At 49.8% G+C, this 13299-nt stretch carries 12 protein-coding genes and 1 tRNA gene; 3 read left to right on the top strand and 10 right to left on the bottom strand.

The features are described from left to right. Nucleotide 1 precedes the first annotated feature (1 nt). The 10 genes from GJQ69_RS06370 to nth form a co-directional block, all read right to left on the bottom strand. A complete protein-coding gene (locus GJQ69_RS06370; RefSeq protein ID WP_086035537.1) occupies nt 2–1417 on the bottom strand; it encodes an MBOAT family O-acyltransferase in 1416 nt (471 codons plus the stop codon). Nucleotides 1418–1431: 14 nt separating this feature from the next. Beyond that, entirely contained in the window at nt 1432–1917 is a 486-nt protein-coding gene (locus GJQ69_RS06365; RefSeq protein WP_157658916.1) for a DUF4358 domain-containing protein, read from the bottom strand. Next, nucleotides 1904–2701 (bottom strand): SGNH/GDSL hydrolase family protein, encoded by a 798-nt coding sequence (locus tag GJQ69_RS06360; RefSeq protein WP_086035539.1) that lies wholly within the window; start codon nt 2699–2701, stop codon nt 1904–1906. Before GJQ69_RS06360 ends, GJQ69_RS06365 begins: the two co-directional genes overlap by 14 nt. 226 nt (nt 2702–2927) lie before the next feature. After that, on the bottom strand, nt 2928–3551 hold the full coding sequence (locus tag GJQ69_RS06355) for a sugar O-acetyltransferase (RefSeq protein ID WP_086035540.1): 624 nt from the start codon (nt 3549–3551) through the stop codon (nt 2928–2930). A 172-nt stretch (nt 3552–3723) separates the two neighbouring features. After that, a complete protein-coding gene (locus GJQ69_RS06350; RefSeq protein WP_174193297.1) occupies nt 3724–6360 on the bottom strand; it encodes a calcium-translocating P-type ATPase, PMCA-type in 2637 nt (878 codons plus the stop codon). Nucleotides 6361–6733: 373 nt separating this feature from the next. Further along, entirely contained in the window at nt 6734–7276 is a 543-nt protein-coding gene (locus GJQ69_RS06345; RefSeq protein ID WP_174193287.1) for an acetylglutamate kinase, read from the bottom strand. Between the two features lie 268 nt (nt 7277–7544). Continuing rightward, nucleotides 7545–7620 (bottom strand) — tRNA-Ala (locus tag GJQ69_RS06340). Between the two features lie 77 nt (nt 7621–7697). Next, entirely contained in the window at nt 7698–8525 is an 828-nt protein-coding gene (locus tag GJQ69_RS06335; protein WP_174193286.1) for a Cof-type HAD-IIB family hydrolase, read from the bottom strand. Further along, nucleotides 8515–9051, bottom strand: coding sequence for a cysteine hydrolase family protein (locus GJQ69_RS06330; RefSeq protein ID WP_086035544.1), 537 nt, complete (start codon nt 9049–9051; stop codon nt 8515–8517). The genes GJQ69_RS06335 and GJQ69_RS06330 overlap by 11 nt, the downstream gene beginning before the upstream one ends. After that, a complete protein-coding gene (gene nth / locus GJQ69_RS06325) occupies nt 9048–9701 on the bottom strand; it encodes an endonuclease III (protein WP_086035545.1) in 654 nt (217 codons plus the stop codon). The genes GJQ69_RS06330 and nth overlap by 4 nt, the downstream gene beginning before the upstream one ends. 184 nt (nt 9702–9885) lie before the next feature. Here nth and GJQ69_RS06320 point away from each other — a divergent pair, with 184 nt between their 5' ends. The 3 genes from GJQ69_RS06320 to GJQ69_RS06310 all read left to right on the top strand — a co-directional run bounded on the left by GJQ69_RS06320 (nt 9886) and on the right by GJQ69_RS06310 (nt 13208). Continuing rightward, nucleotides 9886–11139, top strand: coding sequence for a serine hydroxymethyltransferase (locus tag GJQ69_RS06320; RefSeq protein WP_086035546.1), 1254 nt, complete (start codon nt 9886–9888; stop codon nt 11137–11139). 75 nt (nt 11140–11214) lie between these two features. Beyond that, the gene (locus GJQ69_RS06315) at nt 11215–12495 is read left to right on the top strand and encodes a replication-associated recombination protein A (RefSeq protein ID WP_086035547.1); all 1281 of its coding nucleotides are present in this window, start codon (nt 11215–11217) and stop codon (nt 12493–12495) included. 44 nt (nt 12496–12539) lie between these two features. Then, a complete protein-coding gene (locus GJQ69_RS06310) occupies nt 12540–13208 on the top strand; it encodes a flavin reductase (protein ID WP_086035548.1) in 669 nt (222 codons plus the stop codon). Nucleotides 13209–13299: the final 91 nt, after the last annotated feature.

Here is a 13299-nt window from a genome sequence, read left to right as displayed (position 1 = left end):
GTCAGAATTTGAAGTAAAGGAATGTGCTGTAGGTTGAATTGACCATATAGGCCATGGACAGGACCAAAATCAAACAGCAGCTGACAATTCGCAATGCCAGCCGGTACTTTCCGCGTGCCATGGCGGAAATGCCGCGGCCGATTCGTGCGGCGGCCGGCGTGGCACCGAAGGCACCAATGATAATCAATGCCAGACTTTGTGTAAGATAATAGCGGCCGGCCGCGTCCGCTGCGGCGGGGGCACCGATGCCGAACATTCTTCCAACCCAGAGCAGACCAGAGGGGAGGGTGGGCGAGAAGAAAAAGACCCAGCCAATCATTACCATCAGCATGGTGAATATGTGCTTTACAGCCGCAGGTATCTTGGGCAAAAAATCTTTCAGAACAAATTTTTCAAGAAGCAGCAGCGCACCGTAGAAACCGCCCCAGAAAATGAAGTTCCAGGCGGCGCCATGCCACAGGCCGGTCAGCAGCCAGACAATGATGATATTCCGGATATTTTTGGCAAGGCCGTTCCGGTTGCCGCCCAGTGGAATATAGACATAGTCGCGGAACCACCGTCCAAGGGAGATGTGCCATCTCCTCCAGTATTCTGTAACGCTTTCAGAAATATAAGGGTAATCAAAGTTTTTGGCAAAGTCAAAGCCGAACATTTTCGCAAGGCCAATCGCCATGTCGGAATATCCGCTGAAATCAAAATAAATGACCAGTGTGTAAGTAATGCAGCCCACCCAGGCTGTCAGTGTGGAAATACCGTTTGCCGGCAGAGCTGAAACCGCAGTAAAGGTTGTGTTTAGGCCGTCGGCCAAAAGCACTTTTTTGCCAAGGCCGATAATAAAGAGTTTGGCGCCTTCACCGAACTTTACAAGGTCACAGCTGCGGTGAGTCAGCTGGTCCACCATGTCATGGTACTGCACAATCGGTCCGGAGGTGATTTTCGGGAAAAAGCTGACATAAACCGCAAAATTGATGAAATTTTCCTGTACAGGTGCTTTTTCCATGTAAATGTCAAAAAGATAAGAGAGCGCCTGGAATGTATAAAAAGAAATGCCAATCGGCAGCGGCAGCGGCGTATAGGTGAGGGACAGATGAAAAAGATGATTGATGTTTTCAATTAGAAATCCGTCATATTTAAAGAAGCCGAGCAGCAGCAGATTCACTACAGTGGCTATAACCATATAGGTCAGTGCCGCGTGTCGTTTGTCCGCTGCTTTGCTGCGGGCAATGCCAAGGCCGGCAAAATAGTTAAAAAAGATGCTGAAAGCAAGGAGCACCATGTATTTTGGCATGCCCCAGGCGTAAAAAAGTAGGCTGATTACAACGAGGGCCGTGTTCTTTGCTTTCTGCGGTACCAAATAGTACAGCAGAAGGCTGATGGGGAAGAAAGCAAAAAGGAAAATAAGACTGCTAAATGTCATTGCTTCTGCCCCCATTAGAGTGTTTTCTGAAAAGCAGCGTCCGCCGCTTTTGCGTTTTTGGTTGCTGCGAACAAGACATAGTTTCCGGAAATATCTGTAACGCTGTTTTGCAGCATTTCATATTGTCCGACACCATAGCCGTTAAAATTCTTTTTCTGCACGGCCAGCCGTGCTTCCACAGCGGCCTTTACTTCATCCTGCTGTTTGATGTCCGTCAACTTTACAATTAAAATTTCATTGGCAGTGGCGGCGGAAGTCGGGTAATAAAGCACAGTCCCGTTGTATTTCCCGGGTTCTAGACCATACAGCCGCTTTACCATGCTGTTGTCGCCCTCTTCCATCTGGGACATATCCGTAACCGAGGTAACGGCGTGCGAAACAGTCTTTATATCCGCTTTGCTGATTTTTCCCGATTTTTGCAGGAAACCTATAAATAGCAGAAGAACAGCGACACATACGGCCATCGCTGCAGGAATCAGAAAGCGTTCAGTCTTTTTCATGATTATAAACCTCAGATAAAATGGTGTTGGCCCAGAAGGGGTAAAATGTTTCTTTATAGTGAATGCCGTCCGGTTCAAACAGGTCAGTGTGCGCTTCACAGACAGCGGTTGCATCAATATAAGAAATGGAATTCTTTTTGCAGTATGCTTTGATGGCTGTGTTATATTCCGCTAGGCGGTAATAAGATGTTGACTCCTGATAGGCAGGGGACTGCACCGGCAGAATAGAGTTTACATAAACCGTTGCGCGCGGGCAAAGCTGCTTTAAAATAGATACAGTTTGACCAAGCTCTTCCGTATAGGCCTGTATGTTGTTCCAGTCACCGGATTCGATATCATTTAAACCATACATCAGAAAAATGCGGGACGGGTTGAGCGCTTTTAGCGCAGTAACCTGATTTTTTACATCTGTAATTTGAGAGCCGATTTTTGCGAGGACACGTCCTTTTTCCAGCAATCCATTTTCATAAAATGCAGATGCACGGGAGTCACCCAAAATCGCATAGTCCTGAAACTGGTCCCAAATGGAACCTTTCCCAGACGCGATTTTTGCCATCGTTTCCTGCTCCCGCATGGCCGAAACCTTTGCTTCCACAGCGGAAGTGCTCGCCTTTTCCATCTGCTCCAGATGTGCCGCACCAGCGGCCGCCGCGCGGTCCGAGGCGCTTTGCTTCTGCGCGCTTTTGTAGGCGGCGGAAACCGATGCCGGCACAATGATGACAATCAACAGGGCGGCTGCCGCCGCAAGAAAGACAGGCAAAATGTGCTTTATTTGTTTTTTCATAATACTTGATTCATTCTTCCTCTTCTATGAAGATAGCTATAGCCTGACAGGATTTCCCACCTATATATAGGATAGGCAGGACACGGAAATCCTGAGAAAATCTAAAGAACATTATGGCATATCTGACAGGTCGCGTCAAGGAAAGATGATGGCTTCATGCATCTGCATAAAAGTTGACCGCTTATTTTCCAATATACCGCATAGTTGCCCGCAAAGGCATAAAGATTTATTCGGGGCAGACAGCTGCCCATGCTTCCGGGTCGAATTTTTTGTCCCGATAGTAAAATCTTTTATCGTCTTCTGTAATGGGGCGCAGGACGCGGCACGGATTTCCCGCGGCCACAACATTGTCGGGAATGTCATGGGTAACAACACTGCCGGCACCGATAACGCTTCCGCTCCCAATGGTGACGCCGGGCAGAACAACAGCACTGCCGCCAATCCACACATCATCCCCAATTTTTACAGGTATGCCGTATTCGTACTGGGAGCGGCGGGCCGCCGGGTGAATGGGGTGGCCGGCCGTATAAATGGCAACGTTTGGGGCCAAAAGAACGTGATTCCCTATTTCAACACTTGCCACGTCCAGGATAGTGCAGTTGTAGTTAATAAATAGGTGACTCCCGACGGAAATGTGTGTTCCATAATCACAGTGAAAAGGCGGAATAATGTACAGCCCTTTTCCGGCTTTCCCGATGATTCGATAGGCCAGAGATGTTAGCTGGTCGGTCTGTTCTGCGTCCGTGTGATTGAAGGCATAAAGCAGTTTTTGAGTTGCTTTCATTTCGTTCTGTACGGCGTTGTCAGCTATATAAGCGAGCCCAAGGTCACGGCGAGTGCGGTTATCCATAATATAGCTTCCTTTCTGTTATGTTTTTACTTCTATTATAGCAGGTACGGTTGGACGGCAGCAAGTTACTGCAGCGCTTTTGGTGACACGGCCGGGGCCAGCAAAAATGCTCCCTGCTACAGGACAGCCTGTAAACAGAGAGCATTTAAGTGTCTTTATGCGGAAAGAGCGCTTATCTGCGGCGTTCCAGTTTCCGCTGGAAAAACTTTACGATTTCAACAACCGGAATGACCGAGAACGCCAGCAGCATAGCTGTGAAGTATTCTTCGGCGGAAATTTTCATGAAGCCAAAAGCGTTTGCCAACGGCGGAACAAAGATAACAACGGAAGTCAGTACCAGGGAGCCAAGCATAGCTCCAAGCAGGGCTTTGTTCTGACAGTGCAGGCTGAAAATAGAGTTGCGCTGCGAGCGCATATTAAAGGAGTGGAAAATTTCAGCCATAGACAGTGTCAGGAACGCCATGGTCATACCGTCCGGGCTTTCCGCAATCTCCCATACACCGTGTTCCATAAAATGGCCGACAAAGTAAGACACCAGTGTCACAATGGAAATTAAAACGCCCTGATAAATCAGGTCGGCGCCCATACCGCGCGCGAAAAATCCTTCTTTGGGGTTCCGCGGACTGCGGCTCATTAAGCCATTCTCTTTCTTTTCCAAGCCAAGAGCCAGCGCGGGGAAGCAGTCGGTAATTAGGTTAATCCACAAAAGGTGGGCAGGCTTCAAAATCGTGAAGCCAATCATGGTGGCTACAAAGATGGAGATAACTTCACTTATGTTGGAGCTTAATAGGAACTGAATAGCTTTGCGGATATTATCGTAAACGCGGCGGCCTTCTTCTACAGCAGAAACAATAGTTGCGAAGTTGTCGTCTGCCAGAATCATATCCGCGACGTTTTTAGTTACGTCCGTGCCGGTGATGCCCATACCAACGCCGATGTCGGCGCTCTTAATAGCGGGCGCATCATTGACGCCGTCACCGGTCATGGCGGTAATCATGCCGCGTTTTTTCCATGCGTTGACAATACGAACTTTATGTTCCGGCTGAACTCGTGCGAATACCGTATATTTATCAACGTTCTTTTCCAGCTTTTCATCACTTAGGTCGTCCAGTTCAGCACCGGTAATGGCCTGGGAAGGGTCCTTCAAAATGCCCAGCTGAGAGGCAATCGCCGCGGCGGTGTCCTTGTGGTCACCGGTAATCATGTTAACACGGATGCCAGCGCCCCGGCATTCGTTTACAGCAGCTTCCACTTCTGGACGGACAGGGTCAATCATACCGACAAGGCCAATAAAAGTAAGCTTTTCTTCCATATCACTGGATTTGTAAGAACTTGGTTTGGTGCTATACCTGCGGAATGCCGAACCTAGCACACGCAGCGCCTTATCTGCCATGCGCTTATTTTCGCCTAGAATCTGGCTGCGCATTTCCGGTGTCAGGGGAATTTCACGGCCGCCTTTGTAAACACAGGTGCAGTGTTTCAAAATAACGTCCGGTGCACCTTTTGTATACTGAATGAAGCCTTCCTGCGTGGGGTGTACGGTAGACATCATTTTTCTGCCAGAGTCAAACGGAATTTCACCTACACGCGGTGCGCTTTCTTCCAGTTCATTCTTTTTCAGGCCGAGAGAGGTCGCGTAGTTGACCAGCGCATTTTCTGTCGGTTCACCTACGGCTTTTCCATCGTGACCAAGGCGGGAGTCACTGCACAGTGCCAGCGCCGTAGCAAGCACACTTTCACTGTCCGTAAAATGGTCCACAACGGTCATGCGGTTTTGGGTAAGCGTTCCGGTTTTATCCGTGCAGATGACCTGCGCGCAGCCCAGTGTTTCCACAGCGGTTAAGCGGCGGATAATGGCATTGCGTTTTGACATATTAGAAACGCCGATGGAAAGCACAATGGTGACCACAGCGGCCAGACCTTCCGGAATGGCAGCAACAGCCAGGCTAATCGCAATCATAAAGACGTTAATGATAGATTTTTCGCTGAAGTTTCCGGAACGTATCAGGCTGAAAACGAAAATCACGGCACAGATACCGATAACCAGCCATGTCAGGATTTTGCTGAGCTGCTTCATCTTAATCTGCAGCGGCGTCAGGTTATGCTTGGCGTTGACAAGGACCGAGGCAATTTTGCCCATTTCTGTGTCCATGCCAACGGCGGTGACTACCGCTTTGCCGCGTCCGTAGACGATGGTGCTACCCATAAAGACCATATTGGTCCGGTCGCCAAGCGAAATGTCTTTTTGACCGTTTAAAGGAAGCGCGTCCGTCGCTTTTTCAACCGGCACTGATTCGCCGGTCAGGGAAGACTCCTCTGCCTTCATGCTGACGCTTTCCAGAACACGGCAGTCGGCGGGGACAGAGTCGCCGGCCTCCAGAAGGACCACATCGCCAACGGCAAGGTCTTCGCTCTTTACAGATGTGATTTCTCCGTTTCTGTAAACTTTGGAGGTCGCCGCAGTCATCTTTTTCAGCGCTTCCATCGCTTTTTCCGCTTTGCTTTCCTGTAATACACCCAATATAGCGTTGACAATTACGACAAACAGAATAATGAATACATCCGCGTAGGATTCGCCCGAATAAGCGGCTGTCACGCCGGATAGGATTGCTGCGACAAGCAGAATAATGGTCATCGGGTCACTCAGCTGTGCCAACAGCCGCTTCCACAATGGCACACGGTTTTCCTCTGCCAGCTTATTTTTTCCGTTTCGTTCCAGCCGTGCGGCGGCTTCCTCCGAGGAAAGGCCTTTCGATGTGCTTTTGCACTTCTGTAGGACGGAATCCTTGTTTTCCAGATAGAATCTCATATAGATCCTCCTTATAAAATATAGACAAAAAAACAAGACTCATGCGTTGGTAGCAAACCAGGCATGAGTCTCGTTTATCAGGGCAAGCCAGACCATTTTGGCCATGTATGTTGACTTGGCGCACGCATCGGCTGATGCGTGTAAACTACTCCCTCATTACACAGCTATTCTATCAGCTGTATGGCCTTTTGTCAATCTCTGACAGGAGTTTTCTGCATGAGACTTTTCTATTGTTCCATTCGGATGGGGGGATATACCGCCAGCGGAGCAGAAAATGCGGATGCAGGCCATATAGCGGAAAGAGTGTTTCGGAACGAAAAACTTTATAACGAAATAAATATAAAAGGCAGAGTGGTTGGCTCCGCCTTTCTCTTTAGGGCCTATAGAATTGTTTCATCATTCCCATGGCCATATAGTCACCCATTTGCAGGGCCTGTGCACTGATATCATCAAATTCCGCAATATCTTTTTCGTAGAGGCCGTCAATACGATAGTTTGTTTCTGCTTCGATCATTTTCAAATGGCAGTGCAGCATTTCTTCCCATTTTTCTTGTGACCAGAAACAGTTAATGCTGGCAAGAAAGCAGGCGATCTCACCTGCATTGACATACCATTTCTTTCGCGCATCGTCCGCAAGGTCCGTTTTGCCGTCCTTTGCGGCGTTGACGAGCTTTGACCCAATCATAAGGTGCTCTGTCAATAGGTCCTGAAATTTCTTTGCCTTTTGCCTGCCGTAATATTGACATAGAACCTTGGCAAAATCGTTTGGATTGCGCAAAAGGCGGTTGGTCACATATTTTAGGTCATTTAATTCGGACAACGTACTAATGATAAATAGCCTCGTCCATATAACGTGCTGTGTCCATAGGTCACGAAAGACAAGTGTCAAATTTTTCTGACTGCAACAGGTATTCATAGAACCTCCTTATCACATTTGGTTGCTGCTACGTTAAACGCATGGGTCATTATAGAATATGCAGCAATCAGAAACAGCGCAATAAAAAATTATGCTATGATAAAGAGGGCATACATAGAGCCGACGTCGCCGAGACCAAGCAAAGGGCTGCCTGCCGAGAGCATTTTTATTTGAAAAGTAGTCAAACTGTAGTCAAAACTCAAAACGGGTAAAAAACAACCGCACGGAAAAACCATGAAAAACGGCTTAACCATGCGGCTTATCGCTTTGGTGGAGCATAGGGGAATCGAACCCCTGACCTCAAGATTGCGAACCTTGCGCTCTCCCAGCTGAGCTAATGCCCCAAATGCAACAAGCTATATTATTGCATACTATTGGTATCTTGTCAAGGGATTTTACAAAAATTGCGACCAGCAAAAAACTAAAGAGAAATAAAGCGCCTGACTGCTTTCGCCAGCCCGTCATGGTCACAGTCGTCCGTTACGAAAGCAGCATGCTGCCGAATCTGCGCGTTGGCGTTTCCCATGGCAACACTTGTGCCGGCCCAATCCAACATTGTAATATCATTGTGTCCGTCGCCGACTGCCATGACCGCTTCCTGCGGGATATGCAGCAGACCGGCCAGCACCTGCAGACCATTTCCCTTAGTGGCGGTCGCGCTGGTAAGCTCTATCACGTTTTCCAGTGAAGTGGTCACAGCCAGCTCCGGCCATGTGCAGAACTGGTCCCAGCAGTGGCGGCATTCCTGCATTTCCTGGAAAATAGAAAAAACTTTTTCCGGACGCAGATGCTGGCTGCGGACAAACTGCTGCAGGTCGGGGACTGGTGTGCGGGAATCGAGAAAGCTCTTTAAATGAACGGGACTAATGCCGTATTTCATCGGGTCCTGATAATGCTCGATTGTGGTGTACGCTTTTCCGCCGATATATACGTCACAAGATACGTCGGGATAGCAACTTAGTTCATCCAGTACACGCAAAGCAAGGCTGCAGTCCATCAAATCCTGATACAATACCTTTTTTTGTAAGCAGTCATAAACCACGGCGCCGTTGCTGCAAAGGCAGTAACGAATGCCGTGTACTTTCTGCAGTTCCGGCGGCAGGCCGGAGTACTGCCGCCCAGTTGTGGGGACAACGTAAACGCCCGACTGAATGGCGCATTCCAGTGCGGCCTGGTTTTCGGCGGAAAGTGTGTTTTTGCTGTTCAGTGTGGTGCCATCCATATCAATTGCCAGTAACTTAATGTTCATAGGAATCCCCCACGATATGTATTTGCATTCCTTCCATGCAGTGAAGAGCTTCTACATTTTGACGGGCGTCTGCTGCGGCAGTACAGGAAGCATCCACAAAAACGGTGGCTTCCGGCAAGGCGGCTTTTGCAAGGACCGCATTAGAAAGAACACAAATGTTGCTGACTAGGCCCCCAAGTTCCACCTCATCATATTGCTTTTCCTGAAGAAAGGGGATAAGGTCCGCACAGCCAAAGCATGGCTTTTCAAATCTTCGGCAGCCCTGCAGCAGCTTTGCAGTGCGGCCATACAATTCCCACCCGGGTGTGCCTTTGACACAGTGGACTATCGGCAGTGCGTACCCTTCCGCGGTCTGCAGGTAAGAATCTGTGTGTGTATCCATAGTATAAATAACGTCCTGCCCGGCAGTACGGTACGCTTCAATCTTTTGGCAGATAGGCGCTTCCAGCTGTTCCGCACCGGGAAAACCAAGCGTGCCTGTTACAAAATCATTTTGGAAATCGACAACAATAAAAAGCCGTTTCATTTTTTGCTGTTTTCCTCCTGTTCCGCTAAATATGTTTTACAGAATGTGCGCATACAGCACAGATGACATTTCGGACTGCGGGCGGTACACACAGCCCGTCCGTGCAGAACCAACCGGTGGCAGAAAAGATTGCTTTCCTCCGGCGGGAGAACGGCACGAAGCTGTGTTTCCACCTTTCGGGGGTCCTTTCCGGAGGAAAGGCCCAGCCTGCCGCAAATGCGGATGCAGTGTGTATCGGTTACAATGGCCGGCTTGTGATAAATGTCGCCGAGGATTAGGTTGGCTGTCTTGCGGCCCACGCCAGGCAGCTTTGTCAGCTGCTCCATTGTGTCCGGCACTTTACCGCCGAAGCTATCCCGCAGCATACGGCACATGGCACAGATATCACGCGCTTTGGTCTTATAGAGTCCGCAAGAGTGGATATATTCACCGACTTCTTCCGGTTCCGCTTCACAGAATGTTTCCAGGGTGGGGAAGCGCGCAAACAGTGCCGGCGTTACTTTGTTGACACGGGCATCCGTGCACTGCGCAGATAGGCGGGTGGCAATCAGCAGCTGCAGCGGGTCCGTATAGGTCAGCGAGCAGGCCCCGTTCGGATATTCTTTTTTTAGGGCCTCTACTGCCAGTTGTGCCCGCTCCTTTGTAGCCATTTTGGTATCACCCTTTCCGATTTGTTTGCTGTACTATATCTTATCGCAAAAGAGAAAAATAGTAAAGGAAGCAAGGCCAAACGCGTAAAAATTCCTTTTCTGTACTTTCCCGCGGAGATGTGTTGAGTTTTTTTGCATCAAACGGTATAATGAAAAGAAAACTCAACAGGCAAGGAGAATGGATATGTACAAGGATTTGATAGACACCATTGGATTCGTCAAAAATGCCGACCCCGAAGTTGGCAATGCCATGCAGGACGAGCTTTCCCGGCAGCGCCGCAACCTGGAGCTGATTGCCTCTGAAAATATCGTTTCTCCAGCAGTTATGGCAGCCATGGGCAGTGTTCTTACCAATAAGTACGCGGAAGGTTATCCCGGAAAGCGGTACTACGGCGGCTGCCAGTATGTTGATGTGGTAGAAGAAATTGCCCGCAAGCGTGCCTGCCAGCTTTTTGGCGCTGAGCATGCCAATGTACAGCCGCATTCCGGCGCACAGGCAAACATTGCCGTTTATTTTGCGTTGCTGAAGCCCGGTGATACTGTCATGGGCATGAATCTTAATGAAGGCGGACACCTAACACATGGTTCTCCTGTCAACATTTCCGGCACTTATTTTAACTTCGTTCCGTATGGAGTCGATTCCAAAACCGGACGAATTGACTATGACAAGCTAATTGAACAGGCACAGCTGGTAAAGCCGAAGATGATTGTCGGCGGTGCCAGTGCCTATCCGCGTATCATTGACTTTAAAAAATTCCGGGAAGCGGCGGATTCCTGCGGTGCTATCCTGATGATTGACATGGCACATATTGCCGGACTGGTCGCCGCGGGCGTGCATCCCAACCCGGTAGAGTACGCCGATATTGTCACCACTACCACCCACAAGACACTGCGCGGCCCGCGCGGCGGCATGATTCTATGCAAAGAGAAATACGCGAAAGCCATTGACAAGGCTATCTTCCCGGGCACGCAGGGCGGCCCACTCATGCACATCATTGCTGGCAAGGCAGTTTGCCTGGGCGAGGCTATGAAGCCTTCCTTTAAGGAATATGGCAAAAAGATTGTTGAAAACGCACAGGCACTGGCCAAGGGCCTTCTGGACCGCGGCGTCAAGCTGGTTTCCGGCGGCACAGACAACCACCTTCTGCTGGTGGACCTGACCGGTATGGACCTGACCGGCAAAGAGCTGGAAACCCGCCTCGATTCCATCCGCATTACCGCGAATAAGAACACTGTGCCGGGCGAAACACGCAGCCCCTTTAAGACTTCCGGCCTGCGTTTGGGTACGCCGGCCGTTACCACACGCGGTATGCAGCCGAAGGACATGGATATTATTGCTTCCTGCATTGCGGACACCATTCGTGACTTTGACGGCACCAAGGAAGCTTCTTTGGCCAAAGTGGGCGCCCTGTGCAAAAAATACCCGCTGTACGAATAAAAAACGGATGTTTGTGCCCAAGCACGCATAAGAATAAAAGAACGGACAGCCGCCTGCCGGAAAGGATGTGTTCCTATGTCAGCTCCTCTCGCAGACCGTATCCGGCCCAAAACGCTGGATGACATTGTCGGTCAGCAGCATCTTTTGGGACCGGGACGGCCGCTGCGCCGCATTATTGAAAGCGGAGAGATTCCCAACCTGGTTTTTTATGGACCTTCCGGTGTAGGGAAGACAACGCTTGCTTCGATTATTGCCCGGCGTACTAAAAAGCATTTGTGTAAGCTAAATGGTACTTCCGCTTCCACTGCGGATATTCGTGCCGTCGTCAGCAAAGTTGGTACGCTGGAAGCTGTCAACGGGATTCTGCTGTATTTAGATGAGATTCAGTATTTTAATAAGAAGCAGCAGCAAACTCTTTTGGAGTTCATTGAAAACGGCGATATTACACTGATTGCCTCTACCACAGAAAATCCGTATTTCTATGTATACAATGCCATACTCAGCCGTTCAACGGTGTTTGAATTTAAGCCGGTTGAGCCGAAAGATATTGTTCCCGCTGTCGAACGGGCTTTCCGCTTCCTTTCACAGGAACGCGGGAAACCGATTAAAGCGGAGCCGGAAGCGGTTCGCCGCATTGCATTTTCCTGTGGCGGCGATGTACGCAAGGCGATGAATGCGGCGGAACTGTGCGCGCTGGCCGCGGAAGAAACGGACGATGCACTGCAGGTTACGCCGGAATTGGCTGCAGAGCTGACACAAAGCAGTGCGCCTCGTTATGACCGGGAAGGCGACGAACATTACGATATTGTTTCAGCCTACCAGAAATCCATGCGCGGTTCGGACCCGGATGCGGCACTGCATTATCTGGCGCGTCTGCTGGCTGCGGGTGACTTGCCGTCTGCCTGCCGCCGCCTAATGGTTTGTGCGTGCGAGGATGTTGGCCTTGCCTATCCGCAGATTATTCCAATCGTCAAAGCTGCCGTGGATGCGGCACAGATGGTTGGTTTGCCGGAGGCACGCATTCCGCTGTCCGATGCGGTCATTTTGGTTTCTCTGGCACCCAAAAGCAATTCTGGGGAAGCTGCCATTGATGCGGCGCTGACGGATGTCAAAGCGGGCAGAGCCGGTCCGGTTCCGCGCTGCCTGCAGAACAAACATTACGACAGTGCCGAAGTAAAGCGCAAAGGTCAGTTTTATAAATACCCGCACATATACCCGAATCACTGGGTGCAGCAGCAGTACCTGCCCGACACCCTGCAGGGAGCTGCTTATTACACCCCGGGGGAAAACAAGACAGAGCAGTCCTATGCGGCATATTGGCGCCACATTAAAAAGGAAGAAACACCGGATAAATAGGGTGGTGAATTTCTGCCTTTTGAAAAAGGGAGGTACAGGCTGCCATGAAAAATGAATCTCTTTTCAGTTTCACATATGGAATGTATGCCATTGGTGTGACAGACGGGAAACACCCTTCAGCCAGTATCGTCAACACCGTTTCACAGGTTTCCAATCATCCGAATTTGCTGACGGTCAGCATTCACCGCAGCAGTTACAGCTATGCGTGTATTCACAAAAACGGCCTGTTTACGGTCAGCGTGCTTAGTGAGGACACTTCCGGAGCGGTTATCGGGGCACTGGGGCTTACTTCCGGCCGCAGCAGCAGAAAGCTGGATAATATCCGCTACAAAATGCTGCGCGAAGGTGTACCGGTTATCCGGGAAAACAGCTGCTGCTGGTTCCTGTGCAAAGTGATTGATTCTATGGAAACGCCTTCCTACACTGTTTTTCTTGCGAAAGTCCTTGCTGGGAGCGATAGGGTTGTCGGCACACCAATGACTTATTCGTACTACCGCAACGTGATTAAAGGAAGCGCACCCCGCAATGCCCCGACATATCAGGAGCCGACACCGGATCGCTCCAACAGTGACGGCGAAGCGTTTGCCTGCACGGTGTGCGGTTATTTGTATCACGACGCCATTACACCCTTTGAGGAGCTGCCGGAGGATTGGGCTTGCCCTATCTGCGGCGCAACAAAATCTGCTTTTGTCCGCCAAACAGCGGAAATATAAAAAGACCGGCTGCGGCAATTCTAATTTGCCGCAGTCGGCTTTTGTGTTTTCTGCATAAAATACTTGTATGAAAAACGACATTAGAGTATAA

Source organism: Caproicibacterium lactatifermentans (genome assembly GCF_013315815.1).
Lineage (GTDB): Bacteria > Bacillota > Clostridia > Oscillospirales > Acutalibacteraceae > Caproicibacterium > Caproicibacterium lactatifermentans.
This window is presented reverse-complemented; position numbering and strand designations above follow the sequence as displayed.

Excerpts from the sequence above, each read along its gene's own strand:
- GJQ69_RS06370 (WP_086035537.1), bottom strand. The coding sequence starts at position 1,417 with ATGACATTTAGCAGTCTTATTTTCCTTTTTGCTTTCTTCCCCATCAGC.
- GJQ69_RS06365 (WP_157658916.1), bottom strand. The coding sequence starts at position 1,917 with ATGAAAAAGACTGAACGCTTTCTGATTCCTGCAGCGATGGCCGTATGT.
- GJQ69_RS06360 (WP_086035539.1), bottom strand. The coding sequence starts at position 2,701 with ATGAAAAAACAAATAAAGCACATTTTGCCTGTCTTTCTTGCGGCGGCA.
- GJQ69_RS06355 (WP_086035540.1), bottom strand. The coding sequence starts at position 3,551 with ATGGATAACCGCACTCGCCGTGACCTTGGGCTCGCTTATATAGCTGAC.
- GJQ69_RS06350 (WP_174193297.1), bottom strand. The coding sequence starts at position 6,360 with ATGAGATTCTATCTGGAAAACAAGGATTCCGTCCTACAGAAGTGCAAA.
- GJQ69_RS06345 (WP_174193287.1), bottom strand. The coding sequence starts at position 7,276 with ATGAATACCTGTTGCAGTCAGAAAAATTTGACACTTGTCTTTCGTGAC.
- GJQ69_RS06335 (WP_174193286.1), bottom strand. The coding sequence starts at position 8,525 with ATGAACATTAAGTTACTGGCAATTGATATGGATGGCACCACACTGAAC.
- GJQ69_RS06330 (WP_086035544.1), bottom strand. The coding sequence starts at position 9,051 with ATGAAACGGCTTTTTATTGTTGTCGATTTCCAAAATGATTTTGTAACA.
- nth (WP_086035545.1), bottom strand. The coding sequence starts at position 9,701 with ATGGCTACAAAGGAGCGGGCACAACTGGCAGTAGAGGCCCTAAAAAAA.
- GJQ69_RS06320 (WP_086035546.1), top strand. The coding sequence starts at position 9,886 with ATGTACAAGGATTTGATAGACACCATTGGATTCGTCAAAAATGCCGAC.
- GJQ69_RS06315 (WP_086035547.1), top strand. The coding sequence starts at position 11,215 with ATGTCAGCTCCTCTCGCAGACCGTATCCGGCCCAAAACGCTGGATGAC.
- GJQ69_RS06310 (WP_086035548.1), top strand. The coding sequence starts at position 12,540 with ATGAAAAATGAATCTCTTTTCAGTTTCACATATGGAATGTATGCCATT.